Origin of the sequence: Lunatibacter salilacus, assembly GCF_009797935.1 — a bacterium.
GTDB classification, from domain to species: Bacteria; Bacteroidota; Bacteroidia; order Cytophagales; family Cyclobacteriaceae; genus Lunatibacter; species Lunatibacter salilacus.
This window is the reverse complement of the sequence record NZ_VOLC01000005.1, coordinates 15,975-33,268: the sequence shown is the minus strand read 5'-3', so window position 1 is coordinate 33,268 and position 17,294 is coordinate 15,975. Positions and strand designations below refer to the sequence as shown.

The 17,294-nt window shown below is 40.4% G+C and carries 16 protein-coding genes; 3 read left to right on the top strand and 13 right to left on the bottom strand.

The window, feature by feature from the left end; genetic code table 11:
• Positions 1-22 precede the first annotated feature (22 nt).
• The 9 genes from FQ608_RS08420 to FQ608_RS08380 all read right to left on the bottom strand — a co-directional run bounded on the left by FQ608_RS08420 (position 23) and on the right by FQ608_RS08380 (position 9,459).
• Complete coding sequence (locus tag FQ608_RS08420; protein ID WP_158857417.1) at positions 23-1,408, bottom strand: MBL fold metallo-hydrolase; 1,386 nt, start codon at positions 1,406-1,408, stop codon at positions 23-25.
• A gap of 812 nt (positions 1,409-2,220) precedes the next feature.
• Positions 2,221-3,222, bottom strand: coding sequence for a c-type cytochrome (locus tag FQ608_RS08415; RefSeq protein WP_158857415.1), 1,002 nt, complete (start codon positions 3,220-3,222; stop codon positions 2,221-2,223).
• A gap of 410 nt (positions 3,223-3,632) precedes the next feature.
• Positions 3,633-4,637, bottom strand: a complete 1,005-nt coding sequence (gene ahr / locus FQ608_RS08410) for an NADPH-dependent aldehyde reductase Ahr (RefSeq protein WP_158857413.1) — start codon at positions 4,635-4,637, stop codon at positions 3,633-3,635.
• A 239-nt stretch (positions 4,638-4,876) separates the two neighbouring features.
• Entirely contained in the window at positions 4,877-5,305 is a 429-nt protein-coding gene (locus FQ608_RS08405; RefSeq protein WP_158857411.1) for a nuclear transport factor 2 family protein, read from the bottom strand.
• Between the two features lie 28 nt (positions 5,306-5,333).
• Positions 5,334-5,480, bottom strand: coding sequence for a hypothetical protein (locus FQ608_RS08400; RefSeq protein WP_158857409.1), 147 nt, complete (start codon positions 5,478-5,480; stop codon positions 5,334-5,336).
• Positions 5,481-5,496: 16 nt separating this feature from the next.
• Positions 5,497-5,895 carry a hypothetical protein gene (locus FQ608_RS08395; RefSeq protein ID WP_158857407.1) on the bottom strand — a complete coding sequence of 133 codons (399 nt, stop codon included), beginning with the start codon at positions 5,893-5,895 and terminating at the stop codon, positions 5,497-5,499.
• Positions 5,896-5,986: 91 nt separating this feature from the next.
• Positions 5,987-6,217, bottom strand: coding sequence for a hypothetical protein (locus FQ608_RS08390; RefSeq protein ID WP_158857404.1), 231 nt, complete (start codon positions 6,215-6,217; stop codon positions 5,987-5,989).
• 153 nt (positions 6,218-6,370) lie between these two features.
• Entirely contained in the window at positions 6,371-8,809 is a 2,439-nt protein-coding gene (locus tag FQ608_RS08385) for a TonB-dependent receptor domain-containing protein (protein WP_158857402.1), read from the bottom strand.
• 131 nt (positions 8,810-8,940) lie between these two features.
• Positions 8,941-9,459, bottom strand: a complete 519-nt coding sequence (locus tag FQ608_RS08380) for a nuclear transport factor 2 family protein (protein WP_158857400.1) — start codon at positions 9,457-9,459, stop codon at positions 8,941-8,943.
• A 195-nt stretch (positions 9,460-9,654) separates the two neighbouring features.
• Here FQ608_RS08380 and FQ608_RS08375 point away from each other — a divergent pair, with 195 nt between their 5' ends.
• Both FQ608_RS08375 and FQ608_RS08370 read left to right on the top strand, forming a co-directional pair.
• Positions 9,655-11,598 (top strand): histidine kinase dimerization/phosphoacceptor domain -containing protein, encoded by a 1,944-nt coding sequence (locus tag FQ608_RS08375; RefSeq protein WP_158857398.1) that lies wholly within the window; start codon positions 9,655-9,657, stop codon positions 11,596-11,598.
• On the top strand, positions 11,595-12,329 hold the full coding sequence (locus FQ608_RS08370) for a LytR/AlgR family response regulator transcription factor (protein WP_158857396.1): 735 nt from the start codon (positions 11,595-11,597) through the stop codon (positions 12,327-12,329). Before FQ608_RS08375 ends, FQ608_RS08370 begins: the two co-directional genes overlap by 4 nt.
• A gap of 441 nt (positions 12,330-12,770) precedes the next feature.
• On the opposite strand, the gene FQ608_RS08365 is transcribed toward FQ608_RS08370, so the two are convergent.
• From FQ608_RS08365 to FQ608_RS08350, 4 genes are all read right to left on the bottom strand, one after another.
• The gene (locus tag FQ608_RS08365; protein WP_158857394.1) at positions 12,771-14,327 is read right to left on the bottom strand and encodes a sulfatase; all 1,557 of its coding nucleotides are present in this window, start codon (positions 14,325-14,327) and stop codon (positions 12,771-12,773) included.
• 177 nt (positions 14,328-14,504) lie between these two features.
• On the bottom strand, positions 14,505-15,341 hold the full coding sequence (locus tag FQ608_RS08360; RefSeq protein ID WP_158857392.1) for a maleylpyruvate isomerase N-terminal domain-containing protein: 837 nt from the start codon (positions 15,339-15,341) through the stop codon (positions 14,505-14,507).
• A gap of 87 nt (positions 15,342-15,428) precedes the next feature.
• The gene (locus tag FQ608_RS08355) at positions 15,429-15,863 is read right to left on the bottom strand and encodes a DUF3276 family protein (protein WP_158857390.1); all 435 of its coding nucleotides are present in this window, start codon (positions 15,861-15,863) and stop codon (positions 15,429-15,431) included.
• Positions 15,864-16,375: 512 nt separating this feature from the next.
• Positions 16,376-16,537: a MepB family protein gene (locus FQ608_RS08350; RefSeq protein WP_158857828.1), complete on the bottom strand. Its 162-nt coding sequence runs from the start codon at positions 16,535-16,537 to the stop codon at positions 16,376-16,378.
• Between the two features lie 204 nt (positions 16,538-16,741).
• On the opposite strand from FQ608_RS08350, the gene FQ608_RS08345 reads away from it, so the two are divergent.
• Entirely contained in the window at positions 16,742-17,293 is a 552-nt protein-coding gene (locus FQ608_RS08345) for a cupin domain-containing protein (RefSeq protein WP_158857388.1), read from the top strand.
• The last annotated feature ends 1 nt before the right edge of the window (position 17,294 follow it).

Here is a 17,294-nt window from a genome sequence, read left to right as displayed (position 1 = left end):
ACAGTGTCATTTTTGGGCGCGGTTAATCTTCATCACTCCATTCAGACCATCCTCCACTATAGTTTGATATGTTTTCAAAACCATTCGCAACAAGCAAGGAATAAGCAATTGCTGAACGTTTTCCACTATTACAATAGATAATAACCTCTCTGTTTTTGTCTATTTTTTCAAAATTTTCATCCAACGTTCCAATATATAGGTTAATGGCTCCGTCAATATGCCCTTCTTTATATTCTGATTTCCTTCTTATGTCAATTATCTGCACGTCCTCAGCCGACATTTTTTCTTCAACCGTAGCTTTATCCAAAATCTGGTAAGACTTTAAGTTTCCTTTCTCAAAATCCGCAAGTTGTTCGGGAGTAATATATCCATGAATATTGTCCATACCTATCCGCATCAATTTTCTGGTCAAGTCTTCTATTTCATTGGATGGTGCAATTAGCACAAAGTACTCTTCGTAATTCAAGAACCAACCCATCCAAGTTGAAAAGGATTTGTCGTTGGGGATATTTAAAGTCCCTTTCAAAAAACTATCGGCATATTGTTTCTTAGGCCGGGCATCAATCAATTTCAATTTATTCTTATTTGCCTTTTTGTATTCCTCTTGATTTAAGTTTTTGATTTCCGGTACTTCAGTGAGCAGTTTTCGATCTACCTTATTGAGCTTTTTCATCATGGAAAAATACCTTGGTGGCTCAGGTTGGTCTTCCAACAGTTCTTTAGTGAAAGCCGCTTTATCATCTAATAGTTGCAATGCCCAATTTCTGATTTTTTCATAGCCAATAGTGGACATATTTACAGCTCCAAGAGATTTACCACATGCAGAACCCGCACCATGCCCTGGCCACAATAAAATGTAGTCTTCCATTTTTTCAAAAACCTGCAAGGAATCAAATAGGTCGTGCGCTCCCTTTTCTTGGGTGTCCTTCATACCCGCGGCTTGCTCTAACAAGTCTGGCCTTCCCACATCGCCTACAAATACAAAATCCCCTGAAAACAACATGGTAGGTTTATCAGTAGCCGGATGATCGGTCAACAAAAAGCTCAAATGTTCGGGTGTATGGCCAGGCGTAAAAATCGCTTCAAGGGAAACTTTGCCCACCTTGATAATATCACCATGTTTCACTTTGTTGTGCGGGAACTCATATTTCCAGTCTTTGCCTCCTTCATCCGAAAGGTATAGCTCTCCTCCGGTAAGGGCTGCCAATTCCCGTGACCCACAAAGAAAATCTGCATGAATATGCGTTTCCAATATATGGGTAATCTTAAAATCATTTTCTTTGGCGATTTTCAGATAGGTGTCCACATCTCTTTTTGGATCAATCACTGCTGCTATTCCAGCTTTTTGGCAACCTATAACATAACTTGCCTGGGCCAAACTTTTGTCGTATACTAATTCGAAATACATGTTTTATTGGATTTAGTTTAAGAACTATAGATTTTTTAACTTACTCTGGTTGCTACAAAGAATTTTTAAAATATTTCGATTATGTCCATTACCTGTAAATAAGTCAAATGACAAATTGTGGTGAATTAAGCAAGCAATACCATCTTCAAATTTAGTTTGAAAAAACTGATTGAGTAATCTGCCCATAGGTTTCGATAGGTTCTATCTATTTTGATAGACTTTATTTACTGTGGTAGAATAAGGGGTCAAATTTAATTCTCTATATACCCCAAATCTCCAAATACAAATTCCACACCACCTTTAAAGTGAAAGCTGGTTCCCATATTTTCCCCAGTCTATATGCCTACAGACCGTTAATCTTTATCTTCCCGCCAGAACATTCCCCAAAATGGGGTTGCCTAAACACTCCAATTTTCCTACCGAGTTCCTCATCATAGTATGTCAAAACCCAAAGTTTGCGACCACGGTCCTATAAAACAGTATGGAGGACGTGAAATAATTTTCAAGGCTATCATCAAACTTATCTCCTATCCATCCAAAAATATACGCCGTTGAATTCCAAACAGGGATTTTGTGGATTATGCCATTTCTTTACATGCGAGTATTTTGAACTGTAGAAGTGAAAATGACAGGTTCTGGTAAGAAAGGCTGAGGCTAGACAGTAAAAAGAAAGTCAGTGAGTGAAGAGGAGGGAATGGTAGGTGGTGAGGTAGGCCCTGGTGTCGAATAAATTTCGTTATTATAAAATGGGGATTTAGGGTCCAGGTCTGTGCGTCACAGACCTGGAGCTTTGAACCAGACCTTGGTTTAAACTACTTCTTAAATAGCAACTCTCCTACATCGTAATCAGAAGGTCCCAAGCTTGTCAAATACAGATAAAGTGCCTCCAAGTCCTCATCGGACATTCTAGAGAAAGGTCCCCAGTGCATTTGTGAGATATTGATTAGTCTACCTTGACGGAATCTTGCCTTCCATTCTTCCACAGTTTTGAATTTAGCCAAGGCACTATTCGGATGTGGGGTAATGTTGGGAGTTCTCGACCAAATTTCAGGATCTCCGCCCACTGCCAGGGCAAATTCTGGCCAAGGTTCAAATTCCATTCCGCCGGCATATTCAGGGCCTATTGCTTCAAAGGTCATCTGATCCCTATTGGTATGACAGCCTACACAGTTGGCCACATACCGGGAAATGTATTCACCCCGCTCAATGGTAGGTGCCATAGGAGGTGCTTTGGGGTAGGGTTTGGGGTTTTCGATCGGCTGAAAGGAGGAAGCCAATACCCGTACTGCTTTACCCATAAACGTCCAATCGTTATCCGGTACTTCGTTTTTGACTGGTGCCAAACTTCTCAAATAGGATACCACTGCAATCAGGTCTTCATCAGCCATATCCCAAAATGGCATCAGCACGGATAAGGTTGCCGTTCCATCGGGCTTTACGGCATGGCGCATCATTCTAAAAATTTCAGCATCTGAATATCTTCCAATACCTGTGGTTGGGTCGGGAGTCAAATTTCTGGGATAGAGGACGCCTATAGGTCCCAATGGGAATTCTGCCCCACCTTTTAACGGGATATTTTCTCCGGCATCTGCCGCTATCATTTCCTCAACGCTGCCTACATGACAGTTGGAACAGTGCGCTGGACCGTGTACGAGGTATTTTCCCCTTTCGATTACTGTGGAGTCGGTACTTACCTGAAGTTCCGGGTAGGGGATATCATAGGTTTTATCCCAATTCAGTTGGACATAAACGACAAATCCTCCGATGACTACCATCAGGAGGATAAGGATTCCGAAAACGATTTTCTTTAACATAATGCTGGGTGGGTTTGTTTATTGACATGGTAGGTTGGGTTTAATGACCTAACTACGAGTAAGTTAACTAAACTTTAAACAAAAACAAATAAAAATATGTTTAGTCAAAATTTTTAGTATTTTATACTAATTTTTTGGTTAATTAATTTGTTTTATTCTAAAAATTTAGAATACAACAAACTACATATTTCTACTATATTTTCATACTTTTTAATACACCTATCCTATGAAGTTGATGTTACAACAGTGAACTGTTTCCCTTTGTGTATTTCAGAGACGTAGGGGTGGAGAAAGTCACCTTTCCACGATTCCATAGTAAATCCTATTGTTTGCTATCTGCCTACTCTAAATCGGTTTTCGGCGTACCCCTCTTTGACGACAACTGCTTGATCTTGGGATGTTGCTACCCGTTAGTTTTTCAATACAATTCGGAAACGCGCCTTTCCAGATTCCAAATGTTGCATCGCTTCATTGACTTGAGACATGGGGAATTCTTCTATAATCGGATAAATGTCATGTCTAACACAAAATTCTAACATGGTTCGTGTCAGAGCCGGACTCCCGAGAGGACTTCCTGCGACAGACTTTTCTCCCATAATCAGAGAAAATGCAGGAATAGCCAAAGGTTCCAACACCGCTCCTACGTTGTGAAACTTTCCTTTTGGGGCTAACGCCGTCAAATACGAATTCCAATCCAACGTAACATTGGTCGTATTGAGAATGAAACTCAAACTTCCGGCAATTTTTGCGAGTTCCTCTGTATTAGTGGAATCCACAACCTGGGTGGCTCCCATTTCGAGGATGGACTTCTTTTTATCAGGGTTGGAGCTAAAAGCGATGACTTCACAGCCCCATTTGTTCAGGAATTTGAGCGCCATATGGCCTAGGCCCCCGATGCCGACGACGCCAACTTTATCAGTTGCTTTGACTCCGGCTATAATGATCGGATTGAACACGGTAATCCCGCCACAAAGCAAGGGTCCTGCTTTATCGAGGTCGATACCCTCAGGCAGGGGAATTGCCCAGGACCAATGGCTACGAACATAGTCAGCAAAGCCACCATGTCTCCCACCAATAGTGAATTCGGCAGAAGTACAGAGATGATGTGCGCCATCCATACACTCATGGCAGGACATGCAGGATCCTGAAAACCAACCCAAACCGACCTTGTCCCCTACCTTTACATTTTTGACAGCATTGCCTGCTGCGACTACTTCACCTATGATCTCATGGCCAGGTACAATGGGGTAGGCAGTCATTCCCCAATCGTTGTTCATCATGCTGAGATCTGAATGGCAGATTCCGCAGTTGATCACCCGGATATCGACTTGTTCAGCACCTAGTTCTCCCATTTCGTAAGAAAAGGGGGTTAATTTTTCATGTGGGCCGTTGGCGGCATAAGCGGACACGTTCATAGCTTTGATTTAGTTTAAAGTGTGGAAACTTGGGTTTATAATTTTGAAGTATTGGATTTTAACCGATGATGATTTTCTTTAAAGCAAGGATCAGGTTGATGAACTGATGTAGAGTGCTTAGACGGTTTAGAACTTGATTCCAAGGTCGTTGATTGCGAACTTGTTGAAATAGACCATTGGGGATTTTTTTCTAGGATCCTGATAATCGCATCGGGGTATAGTCCGAGACCGGATATGTTTTACTCATTCAAAGCATCATTTAGTTTTTTGGTGTCCACATATTGTTGAAAAGCAATCACTTTCCCATCCTTCAGTGTCCAGAAGTGTGCAACTTGTGCATCATAAATTCCCCCATTTTTGTATTTGGCATCATAGCGTAAGGTGGCCAACACTTTATTGTTGAACATCTCGTGCAGCTTGATGTCCTTCAAATTAAAATAATCGTGTTCTGCACCGATTCGGGCAAAAACGCCGTTCAAGACAGCGTCCGGTCCTTTATATGGATTGCCATCTGCATAAGCATTGCCTTCGGCCTCATTCCAGACTATATTTGAATCCATCATTCCCAGAACTGTCGGGATATCGCCTGTAGCAAAAGCTTTGTAAAGTCCTTCTATAATGGACTTGTTTTGGCTTGCTTTTTTAATATTATCTTCTAGGGTTTTCATGATTAATTATTTTAGGTTTATAGAGTCATTATTTATTTACTTCCAATTCAATTTCGATCAAAAACTCAGGCAACGCCAAGCCTTTATTGTTAAGCCGTGAACCGATTGAGACGTTGAAATATGTGGTGGCCTTGCTGTTGTGGAATTGCTGATCGTCATATCGTATGATGTTCACCGTGTTTATTAATTTTTCACACTTTAATCAAGCGGATGAATACTAATATAAAGAAGATGAAGAAAATCCAATCATTTACGCCATAAATAGCGAAGTATATACCCGCCATTTTATCTTTTGCAAAAACATCCAAAACATTATGATTAAGCATCCATTTTATCCAAATAAAACCATAAATGAATTTTTCCACAGCAAATACTCCTATTAGCCATTTCACGCTAGGGTAATGTTTTGCCACTGATATATAGGCTAAGCCCCAAACAACAATCATTAATAATCCAAAATTTGACATCACAACTGGATCAGTTTCAGGAATAACAGAATTAGTAAAGAATCTTGAAAAAACTAATACTGCCATATTCATTAATCCGGCAACAACAAATCCTTTTGTAATTGTGCCACTTTTTATGGTCATGTTAATTTATGTTTATATTGTTTTTCATTTTCTACTACCCACTAGCTGTTTCTTTTATGTCGAGTCTTTTCCGGTTTTTTCCTTAACATATTTACTTGCTCTCTTCGATTAGGAGCCTAACCTCCTCGGCTCTTTCCCGAGAAACTTCCATACCCAATTCAAGGGCTTTCTCATAATATTGGATTGATTTTTTATAGTCCTTGACATTCATATAATATTGCTTGGCGGCGTCAGAATCTGTGGATACAGGTAAATAGTATCCTTGTGCTTGGACTGCCTGAAAGCCAAAAAGAATCATTATAAGTAATAATAAATTTTTCATAATTTTTTTGTTTAATTGTTAATGATATAATCTAGACGCTCAAGGCTGTATTAACTAAAACTACCTTTTGATTTTTGGAAATAAAACCCATCAAGGACGAAGCCACCCCTTTTTTGTCCGAATGCATAGATTTATTTTCCCTAGAAAAAATGATCAATTGGTAACCCTTCTCTGTTCCTCTTGGGAGCCTACTTTTCTGTCTCTGGTTCCTTTGATTTTGCTGTTACCAAACTTGTAGGTGTAGGTAGCCATAAACACCCTTTTTTCAAACTTTAACCTACCTATAAATTCCAAATCAGCACCATCGAATGATCTCCACCTGAGTTGACTGGTTTCGAGTATGTCGTTGCAGGATAACCTCAACATGCCGGCCTTTTCGAAGTTTTTTTGGATTCCCAGATTGAGAAAGCCCCGCGAAAGTACCTTGTAATATCCCATGATACTGGGAGACATATAATATCCCATCAACTCAATGGTGTATTTTTTGGGAAGTGCAAAGGTATTTGTGAGCACTACCTGAATACCTTTCTGATCAACATCATAAACCTCTCCATTCAGTTCTGAATTGACTTTCTGATAATTTGCCGTGAAGTTGTTTTGGGTTTCCCACCAAGAAGTCACTTTCAAGGGGAAAGCGACAATCATAGATACCGTCTGCCTTTGGTCGATATTTTCTGTTTTAAGGAATACGGTGTTGGTCTCTTCATTTAGGGTAGGTTGAAATTGTGCGATTACATCTTTATCCATACTATGCTGTATCGAGAAAATCCAACTTTTGTAGGAATAATCTGTTTTGAGGGTGTTGGTATAGGTAGGTAGTATATTTTCATTTCCGGCAAAAAAGGTAAAAGGGTCAGAAAAAAACACGAAAGGTGCCATCTCATTGAAAGTAGGGCGGGTAATCCGGCGTCCATAAGATACCTGTACCAGGTTTTCAGCATTTATTTTTCTGGATAAAAATGCCGTTGGAAAGAAATCCCCGTAATGCCTGTCAACGATTTTTTCTCCTGAAACGGTCGTCAGGTTGGTTTTAGTGTTCTCGTACCTTAACCCTGCATTTAAAGTAGTTTTTTCATCAAATTCAATTTTTGCTGTGGAAAAAGCAGCCAGAATATCTTCATTGAGAAGGCCATCGCTGCTGAAATTGGGATTAATTATCCAATCTGAATCAAGTTTTTCTTCGAAATTAACTGTATTGGTGAATTTTGAAAAAGTGCCCCGGACACCTGATTCTACGGCTACTGATTCCCCGATTTTCATGGAGTGGTTAAGATCTGTCACCCAAAGCTCAATGGGGGTATCTTTGGTTATTCTGAATTCTTCTGAACTGATCAAATCATTGGATTCATCATAATTCATAATGGTATACCCCGATGGGTTGGAATTTTTGTAGGTCAGGTAATCTACATTGGTACTGATGACCTGACCATTTTGGAATGTATGCTGAAGATTGATATTGCCCATGATATGATTCCATTTATTAACTTCTACCGTTGTCATTCTAAAAAGGGTATCCGGGGAGATGGAATAATTGGATTTTGTGACATTGGGTGCGGTCATATCCCAACGGTTAGTATAGCCGCTGACCAGGCCACTGAAGATGGTTTTGCTTCCCAATTTGTAGTCAAACCCTGCCTGATAATTGATGGACTTTCTCGTGGAAAACCGATCGGTGTAGGTATCAATACGAATGTCTTCAAATCCGTTGTTGTTGCCTCTAAATTGTTCCCATTCCTGATCCTGATCTACATAAGTCGTGGACAAAAGACCAAACCAACTGAATTTTGGACCTTGATGGTTGAGATTGAAGCTCATATTGCCGTTATAGCCTGATCCATAGCCTTGTCCGATGGTTACTGAACCGTTGGTGCCTATCATATCATTATCTTTTTTCATCACAATATTGATAAATCCGGCATCACCGTCCGCATCATAGTTGGCTGGAGGGACGGTTATTATTTCGATCTTTTCGACATCACTTGAATTGAGACCGGCCAGCATCTTAAAAGCCGCCTCTAGGGGCATTCTGAACCGTTGGCCGTTCATCAGGATAACCACTCCGTTTTTCCCTAAAACGGAAAGCGAATTACTCTGTCTGTTCACCATTACCCCGGGAGACCTGTCCAGCACATCGATGACCGACAAGCCGGCTGCTGATATGCTGTTCGCCACATTTACCACCATTTTACCCTGTTCCAACTCAAAAAGAGGTCGGGTGGCCGTTACCGTCACTTCATCGAGGTTCTGATCTTCTTCCTTCAATAGGATAGCCGCCAACTCATTTTTCTCAGTCCCCAAAAACGGGAACACCGGGGAATAGCTTCTGGCATATCCCAGGATCGTTACTTCCACAAAGTATTGCCCGTTTGGGATATCCGTAAAAACATAGTTTCCGGATTCATCGGAAATGGGCCCCTTAATCATGGAGGAATCAGGCTCATTTCTGAGCAGCACATTTGCATAGGATATCCCTTTTTTTTGGGAATCATAAACTTTTCCGTGAATCATTCCTTGAGAAAAAACACTGGAAGCCAATAGACATAACAGTATGACAATAAATGGGACCTTCAAAAGATTACTATAAAATTTCATTGGAATAATTTTTTTCAGCGTTAACTCCTTCAAGAGAAGCCAGAAAAATTCCTGTCGAGCGGGGAAATAAATCCCTTTGGCGATCTCAAGATCACCAAAGGAAATATGACATTACTAGGTCGGTGATTTACTTAGTTAGCCGGAGAAGTCACCTTAAACCCCTGCGTTTGTAGAACATTGAGCATGTCATACCAGTATCTCATAAACGTAATTTTACCATTTTCCATACGGGAGGCAGTGTGGTATGGAACCGCTATCATTTTCCCACTTGTCTTATTTGTAAGTGTGTTTGTTCCCCATGACAGGATCCATTCGCCTTCATTCCAGTTATTGGTAACTTTGACAGGCAGATAAAGCTCTTGCGAAAGGCTGTGCTTGAATTGGTTGGTACTATTGGTGTAATATTCTTTGTGCTGTGCCACTGTAAGTGAGTCCAAGCCTCCGCCCAAACCATAAATCATGGCTCCTGTTGCGAATTGAGCGTTCATCGTAGCCACATCACCAGCTTGAAGTGCTTTCACATAGGTTTGGGCTACTTCCATCGCTTTTGCTGCATTCTGAAATTCCAGCGTTACTTCCTGTGCCATTGAAAGAAGGGTTGTTAATATCAGCAGGAATGCAGATGCTAAGATTGTTTTGAAAATTTTCATGATAGATGGGTTTGATTGTTTAGAAGTAAAGAGAGTTACTTTAATAGGTCAATGTCAATTTTATTTATTGTTTTATCTAAGGGTTTCGGACGAACCTACCCCAAAATTGTCCCAATGAGTGTGTTTATTTTCCGATCACCTATTTTAATATGCAAATAGTTGATTTTTAAATACATTTTTTTATATATTTAGTGTATGAGCAATTTTGTACTGGTTTTGGTGATTTTGGTTCAATTTCATTTTCCCGCACACCATATCAAACGCGAGGACCAAATTCAGTATGCGCGGATTTTTTTGGATACGGATGATCTGGACACCAGTTACTTGGATCATTTGGAAGAATACTTGAATCATACCCATGTTGACACGCTACGGTTTATGGCCATCAATGACTTGGGTTATCATTACCATACCCGAAACCTTCAAAAATCATTGAAAATCATCAATAAAGGCCTGGAAGAGGTCAGAGTTGCCAGCAATGAACTCTGGGAGGGAAGAATGCAGGTTTCCCAAGGTGCTATTTTGTTAAGGATGGAGCAATTAGATGATGCGGAACGTGTACTTCGAAGTGCTCTTGAAAAAATTCCTGAATCGGAGACTTGGCTTCTACTGACCAATTTAGGGTACGTTTATGAACGACGGGGGAACCTTGGAAAGGCTTTCGAATACACGACCCGAACGCTTCAATTAGGAGAAAAATATGGGGATTTGAAGGCAAAGGCCATGGCCTTTTCGGATATGAGCAATTTGTTTTGGAAACAAGGAAAATTTGAAAAGGGAGTTGAATTTGGCCTAAAATCAATAGCGATGTTTGAAGAAAGAGGTCTCAATGATCTGGATTATGATTTTACCCTCCATGTATTGGGCAATAATCTGGTGGAGCTCGGCAGGTTCGAAGAAGCACTGACCTACTTTCAGCGATCGGTCATGATCGGTGAAAAATACGGTTTCTACAACAACCTGAGTGACACCTATATTGCCCTTACGGAATTGTATAGCCAAATTGTGGATTTTGAAATGGCTGATAAATCAGGCCAAGAAGCGCTGAAATATGCTGAATTGCTGGAAAATGATTTTATGATTGTGCGCTCTTTACTCTCACTGGGAAAATTAAAAAACCAAGAAAGAGATTTTGATTCCGCCATAAGATACTTGAGGAGTAGCATCAGAACGGCCAAGGAGGATTTCGGTGATAGGTACCACTTGGGTCTTATTTATAAGGAATTGAGTAAAGCCTATGAGGGAAAGAATAATATAAACAACGCATTTAATGCGTATAAGAAATATCACGAATTGACCCAACTTGTTTTCAATTTGGAGGCGGACCAAAGAATTGCCCAGTTGCAAACTGAATTGGAAGTAAACCAAAAAGAAAGCACAATTTCAATGCAATCTGCAAAATTAAAGCAGCAGGCAACCATACAAGTTTTTATCCTTATTTTGACTGGGCTGATGATCATTTTTATGTTTTTTCTTTACAGGATTTTTATCCGTAGAAAGAAGTATAGTTTACTGCTCGAAAAAAAGAACAGGGAAAAAGAGTTTCTACTAAAAGAAATTCACCACCGGGTGAATAACAACCTACAGACCATTTCCAGCCTTCTTTCCCTACAGACGGCGGAGATTGATAACCAAGAGCTTCAAGACATCATGACAGAAAGCCAACACAGGTTGCAAAGTATGGGAATGATTCATCAAAACCTCTATCAGGGAGAAAATATTGCAGCCATTGAAATGAAAAAATACTTTCTGGATCTGGGAGGATATATTATCAATTCCTTTAATGCTTCGCATAGGATTACCTTGGATTGTACCATGGATGCACTCGAACTTGATGTTGACCGTGCAATCCCGATAGGATTGATTGTTAATGAACTGATGTCAAATTCACTTAAATATGCCTTTCCTGACAACAAAAATGGAAAAATCACAATCACCCTTGCAGAAACTGATTCACACCTTTTTTTGAAAGTAACCGATGATGGGATTGGGTTTGATATTGATTCAGGAATAAAGGGTACTGGATTTGGTAGCCAACTCGTCAGTTTATTGACCAAACAATTAGACGGGAAAATGACCTTAATTACAGACAGGGGAACAGAGGTGTTTTTTGAATTTCATATCGGTAAAGCAGCATGAGCGATAAAATCAGAATTTTGATCGTGGAGGACGATATGATCATCGCTGCAAATATTTCTTTGCAACTTTCCAAATTGGGTTACGACGTGTCTGGTATTGAATCACGAGGCGAAGACGCCATCAACCATGCCAAGGAAAATCACCCCGACATCATATTGATGGATATTAGTTTAAAAGGGAAACTTGACGGCATAGAAACTGTTAAATCAATCCAAAATTTTTTTGACATACCATTCATCTACCTCACGGCAAATTCAGACGAAGCTTCCTTTCAAAAAGCCAAGGGAACCCATCCTTATGCTTTTATTTCTAAACCCTTCAATAAACTAAACCTTGAAAGGACTATTGCCCTTGTGGTTGGGAAAATCGCAGAGGAAAATATGAAAGAGAAAAACAGTGCGGGTGTGGTAGAGGCCTTGGAGGACCGGATATTTATACGGAGCCAAAGTAAACTTATTAAGGTCATGTTGGATGAAATACTCTATATAGAAGCAGAGAGAAACTATTGTAACATCATCACGGCAGATCGTAATTTCACGATAACAAGTCCATTGAATGCTTTTTTCGAAAAGATGGTAAGTAAAGACTTTTTGCGGGTGCACCGGTCTTATGTGGTAAATATCAAAAAGCTGGATGCGGTAGCAGATGGGCATCTTGAAATTAATAAAATAACAATACCGGTCAGCAGGATGTACAAGGAGGATTTGATAAACAGTATCAGAAAGGTATAGCAATTCCTTGTTTTTTTCCTTGAACTCGGCCGGACGCTTTATGTACCGATGCTTTGTTTTCCTAAGTGAACAAATGGTTTTCTCTCATTGGGGCAGGGAAGCGAAGAATAAGGATGCCGTTTTATACGAAAAGCTGGGGGGTGATTGAATTCCTATTCCTCCTATATATTAAGAAGTCAGTAAAATATATTCAGGTTTTTCCACTTGAATTGTCAAAACTTGCATTTTTTGCAAGTTTTGACAATTGTAAATTGCACCTCAAGCCTGCCTTTTGTACAGAAACCAACTGGATGCTTCATCCTTGATCAAAGATAACAAGCTGGCCAGTACAGCCATGATTAAAAGAAACCCTCTTTTCGATCATTTCGGTAGTTGGCAAAAAGCGTATGACGCATTCACTGTCAATTATTTATCAAAAGGGAATCTGATCTAATTCGGATTTCAAAACGATTCAAAGTTATCCCGTCTTACCCATCCGTTGCTGTCGATGGAATAGCCCTCCGGGGGACCTTCTTTCCAGGTCAATTCAGGCAACATGTCCAGTAGCACGTTCCGGTGATCTTCGATGACCTGTATATTCTCCTTTTTATAGGCCATATTATCCCATTCATTGGGGTCATTCGCGTGATCGTAAAGTTCTTCCAGGTTGATCTCGGGATAATATATATACCGGTATCGCATGCTTCTTACGGCATGTCCGGTTACGCCCGGCTGGTTTTGGCCAGTAAATTTATAGCTGGATATAACCGGGGATGTCTTGGTAGTAGGGTCTTTAAGTTGCGGCAGCAGGCTTTTTCCGTCCAGGTGGGAGGGCTGCTCAAATCCAGTCAGATCAACCAGGGTGGGATACAAATCCATCAGGCTTACTGGTTGTTCGCACCGCTGCCCCCCCAAGGACATGCCCGGAACAGAAATCAGCAAAGGTACCCGCGTAGATCGTTCCCAAAGGGTGAATTTTTCAATATTGTCTTTCTCACCCATGTGCATGCCATGGTCAGACCATAAAACAACAATCGTGTTGTCGGCATAAGCTGATTTCTCCAAGGTATCAAGCAACCGCCCAACCATCGCGTCGGAGAAGGTAATTGAGGCGGCATAGGATTGAATTATTTTTTCCCATTGCTGGTTATCCAACACCCATTTCATAATCCATCGGCGACCGTGATCGAAGGCGTCTTCAAGGTCATCCTCTTTACGTTCAGGTAGCACAATGTCTTCCAGGGGATACATGTCGAAATATTTTTGGGGTACTTCCCATGGATCATGCGGTTTCCACATACCAACGGCCAGAAAAAGGGGTTTGTCGTGTGGCTGATTGAGTTGGTAATTTGCCCAATCCACGACGTGGTAGTCGGCCATTTTTTCATCCGGAACAGGAATCGCCCCCCATGTCCACCATCCGTTTGCCCCGCCTCCGGGCCGATTTTCATTGTCTACGCCCTCCGGATAAATGACTTCGTCCGGTGCACGTATCTGAAAAGGATGGGAAATATGGGGACTTGGGTAGTAAAAATCCCAGTTGGCTGGTTCCACTTGGCTAGTTGGCGTCCATGGTGGGGCCTGACTGTGGTAAATCTTGCCGGCGCCAAGCGTTTTGTAGCCATTTTTTTGAAAGAATTGCTCCAAGGTTAGCACGTCTTTTAACGCATCAAAATCCCGCCACTTTGGGCCATCTCCCCAGTGTACGTTTTCCGCTCCGGACCGTGCATGATGTACGCCGGTAAGAATGGCGGCCCGTGTGGGCGCACAGGCCGGTGCCGGCGTATGGGCGTTGGTAAAAATCATGGAGGATGCAGCAAGCCGGTCGATATTGGGCGTATGGATCTTCATGCCCGTGTGTCCGGATAAAAATCCGGCCCAGTCACTCATGTCGTCTACTGCTATAAACAGGATGTTTTGCTGCTCCATTATATTTTCTTGCGGTGTGCTGCACGCATGGAGGAGCAGTAGTACCATTGCTGCAAGAATAGAGCGGCCATTTGGGTATTCTTTTTTCATGGGTGTTTCCTTGGTTTTCTTATTTGGGATATTCCCACTTTGCTTTTCCTAATTTAAAATACGCAGCGAAAATTAGGGGAACAGGAAAAAACAATGTAATTAATTTCTATTAAAAAATTGTCAGCGTATCGGAGTTAATTTATGTACATCGCGCCGTCTCTTCAAATAACAAATATTTCAAGCCATTACCGAAACCATCTTAAGCAACTGCTTACCCAAAACCTGATCTCCCTGGATGTCAACAAGATCAATCACATGATCAGGACTCCAGCTCTTGGAAAACAATTTCCACGCAGTGTCTGGATCGATTTTCACTGCAGCACTTGGCTTCAGATCCAAATCTCTAGTTAGATTCCATTGACTATTGCTTTGAACCAAATTCCATCGTCCGCCGATTTCAGAAGTAATAACTACTGAAACTATTGTGCCCTCATCTGCCGAATTATTGCGGAAGGTATACGGCAAAGCGCACATTAACGTGTCAATAAACGGATAGAAAAGCTCCCTTTTCATTAAACCCGGCCGACCTGTAGCGTCTCGGATCTGTTGTTGGTGCAGAAACCTCTCGGTGTACTCCCTGGCGATGTGAAACCAATTTGGCGATTCGGTCTGACCAGCCCATGCTACTGGAAAAATTGCGTTTTCGAATGGGTTTAATGATTGTAAATGAGTAGTGTACTCTTTACCGCTATTCTGCAATAAAGAGATCAATACTTTAGGACTAAGCCGTTTTAGAGCATCTGTCCAAGACAAATTTAGGCCGTTAAGGTATTTGACAAGATCCTCCTGGGAATTGATATTTCCGGCACTTTCCCCAAAATAGTTGTCTCTGGAAGTGGACAAACCCCGTAGATTTCCGTCAAGTAAATGAGCGGCAACATCTTTTACTTTCCAAAGTTTGGCAACAGTCTGCAATCCCCATTCATCATCGGTCAATTCAGACAACAAGGAAATCAGCAGCTCATCCAAAACCGGGAACAAGTGAAGTGTCTCAATTTCGATCCTTGGTGCCATGGTATTCAGTTGTTCGTTTTCTAAGAATTAAAATCGTAAGGATATAAATTACCACAATCGCAAAGGGGATAGTTAATATTCTATTTTTTAACCGTACTTTTGTTTTAAATCGAGTTTTTCTATTCTTGAGTTAATTGCTCCTTCATTGCGTTGCAGAATTTCTGAAATCTCCTTTGAATTTCTTCCCTGACAAAATAATTCGGTAAGTTTCAGATCTTCCTGATTAGTCCAAGGTTTGTAAGCATTTGTAAACCGTTCTTTTGTCTGGGCCATCTTACTTTTTTGTTCAGGCTTTTTGTAAGTGGGGAAGTGTTTTAATGCAATCCTTAAAGCTTTAACGATATCATTAATGTCATCCTCAAAAACCATTATTCGGTATTGCTCAAATTCTCCATCGTCCAGTTGTTTGCTCTCAATTATTTTGAGAAATTTAGCACCTTCACGGGTTTCTTTAACTTCCACAAAGTATGTCCGCTTTTTTGCCGGAATTTTTATACTTTCTATAATCTTTTTGCCACTCATATGCCTGTATTAAAATATTTTCTACTTTTAAAATGCGTTATTTCTCGAACTCAAAAGACTTGACTTTCGTATTTTCAGAAATAATTGTATAAGGCTGCTAAAAGCTTTCTGGGATAGCTTAAAATAATTTAAATATTTCCGTATAGTATCTTTTGAAAGACCCGTGTAGCAAAATAAAACCTTCGATAAAGAAGGCGTGTTTGAACAAATATAAAAATTTTGACGATATTTTTTGCAATGAAATAGTGTTCTTTTAATCTTCAATTATTCTAAACGAACTGAAAATCTAGTAACCGATTTTTTTATATACTTCTTCATTTTCATCCATCGGGAAGACAATCGTTAAAAAGTAAATAGTTTCTTTTTCTATTAATGATTTGTCCGCCACATGTTTTCATTCTATAGTATCCTTACTGAAGGCATCCTAAAATGTTCCGATAGATCAAGTGTTCATAAATGCCAATTATTTATCAACAGCCAGGATTAGCGCAGTTAGGACATTATTGCTTTGATTATAAAGCTGCAATTTTATTAAAATCCATTGCTTCAATTATTTCAAAGAAATATTCCAGCTGCCATTGTTGGGTTCGTTCAGCTTGTGTACTAGCCGTCGCATCCCAACTCGGATACACTCTGAATGCCCGTTTTCCATTTTTTTCCTCAAAATTCGAAATTGACCAAGTCTTTCACAGTAATTAAACTGTTTAAAATGAATTGGACCTCAATAAACGGGCTACGACTCTATGGTGAGCTTATTTATTCTTTCCTTTTGACATCCAAAATCATCAGTCTGGTACAGCGACATGAATGTCCGATTTTTACCACTTTAGAGTACTCTTCGTTTCGTATTTTTATCCTGTAAATTAAACCTTATCAATATGGAACGCAGGAATTTTATAGTATCTACAATAGCCCTAGCTGCGATAGGTTCAGACCTGCTAGCAGTCAACAATGAAAGCCTAAATGAAAAAGAGGCCTTTTTGGTCCGCTCAGGTAAAGCAAGGAATGACAAACATACTCCCTATAGAGGGAGTAATCCCAATGATTTGAAAATTTCTTCCATGGATACCGCTGGACAACTGTCAGTTTTTGAGTATATTGGGGTTGATAAAATCGGACCTCCTTTACATGTTCATTTAGATCAAGATGAGGTATTCTATGTCGTTGAGGGAGAATACAGATTCCAAGTAGGGGAAGAAAGGCATGAATTGAAAACAGGGGACACGATATTTCTTCCCAGAAATCTTCCACACACTTGGATTCAAACATCTGATAGAGGGAAATTGATTTACATACTTCAGCCTGCATTAAAAATGGAGGAATATTTTCAAACCATGCATGACTTGGGAAGACCCCCAACGCAAGAAGAAGAAAATAGCATTTCGCTGGCCCATGGCATAAAAATGGTTGGACCGCCTTTAAGTTTATGAC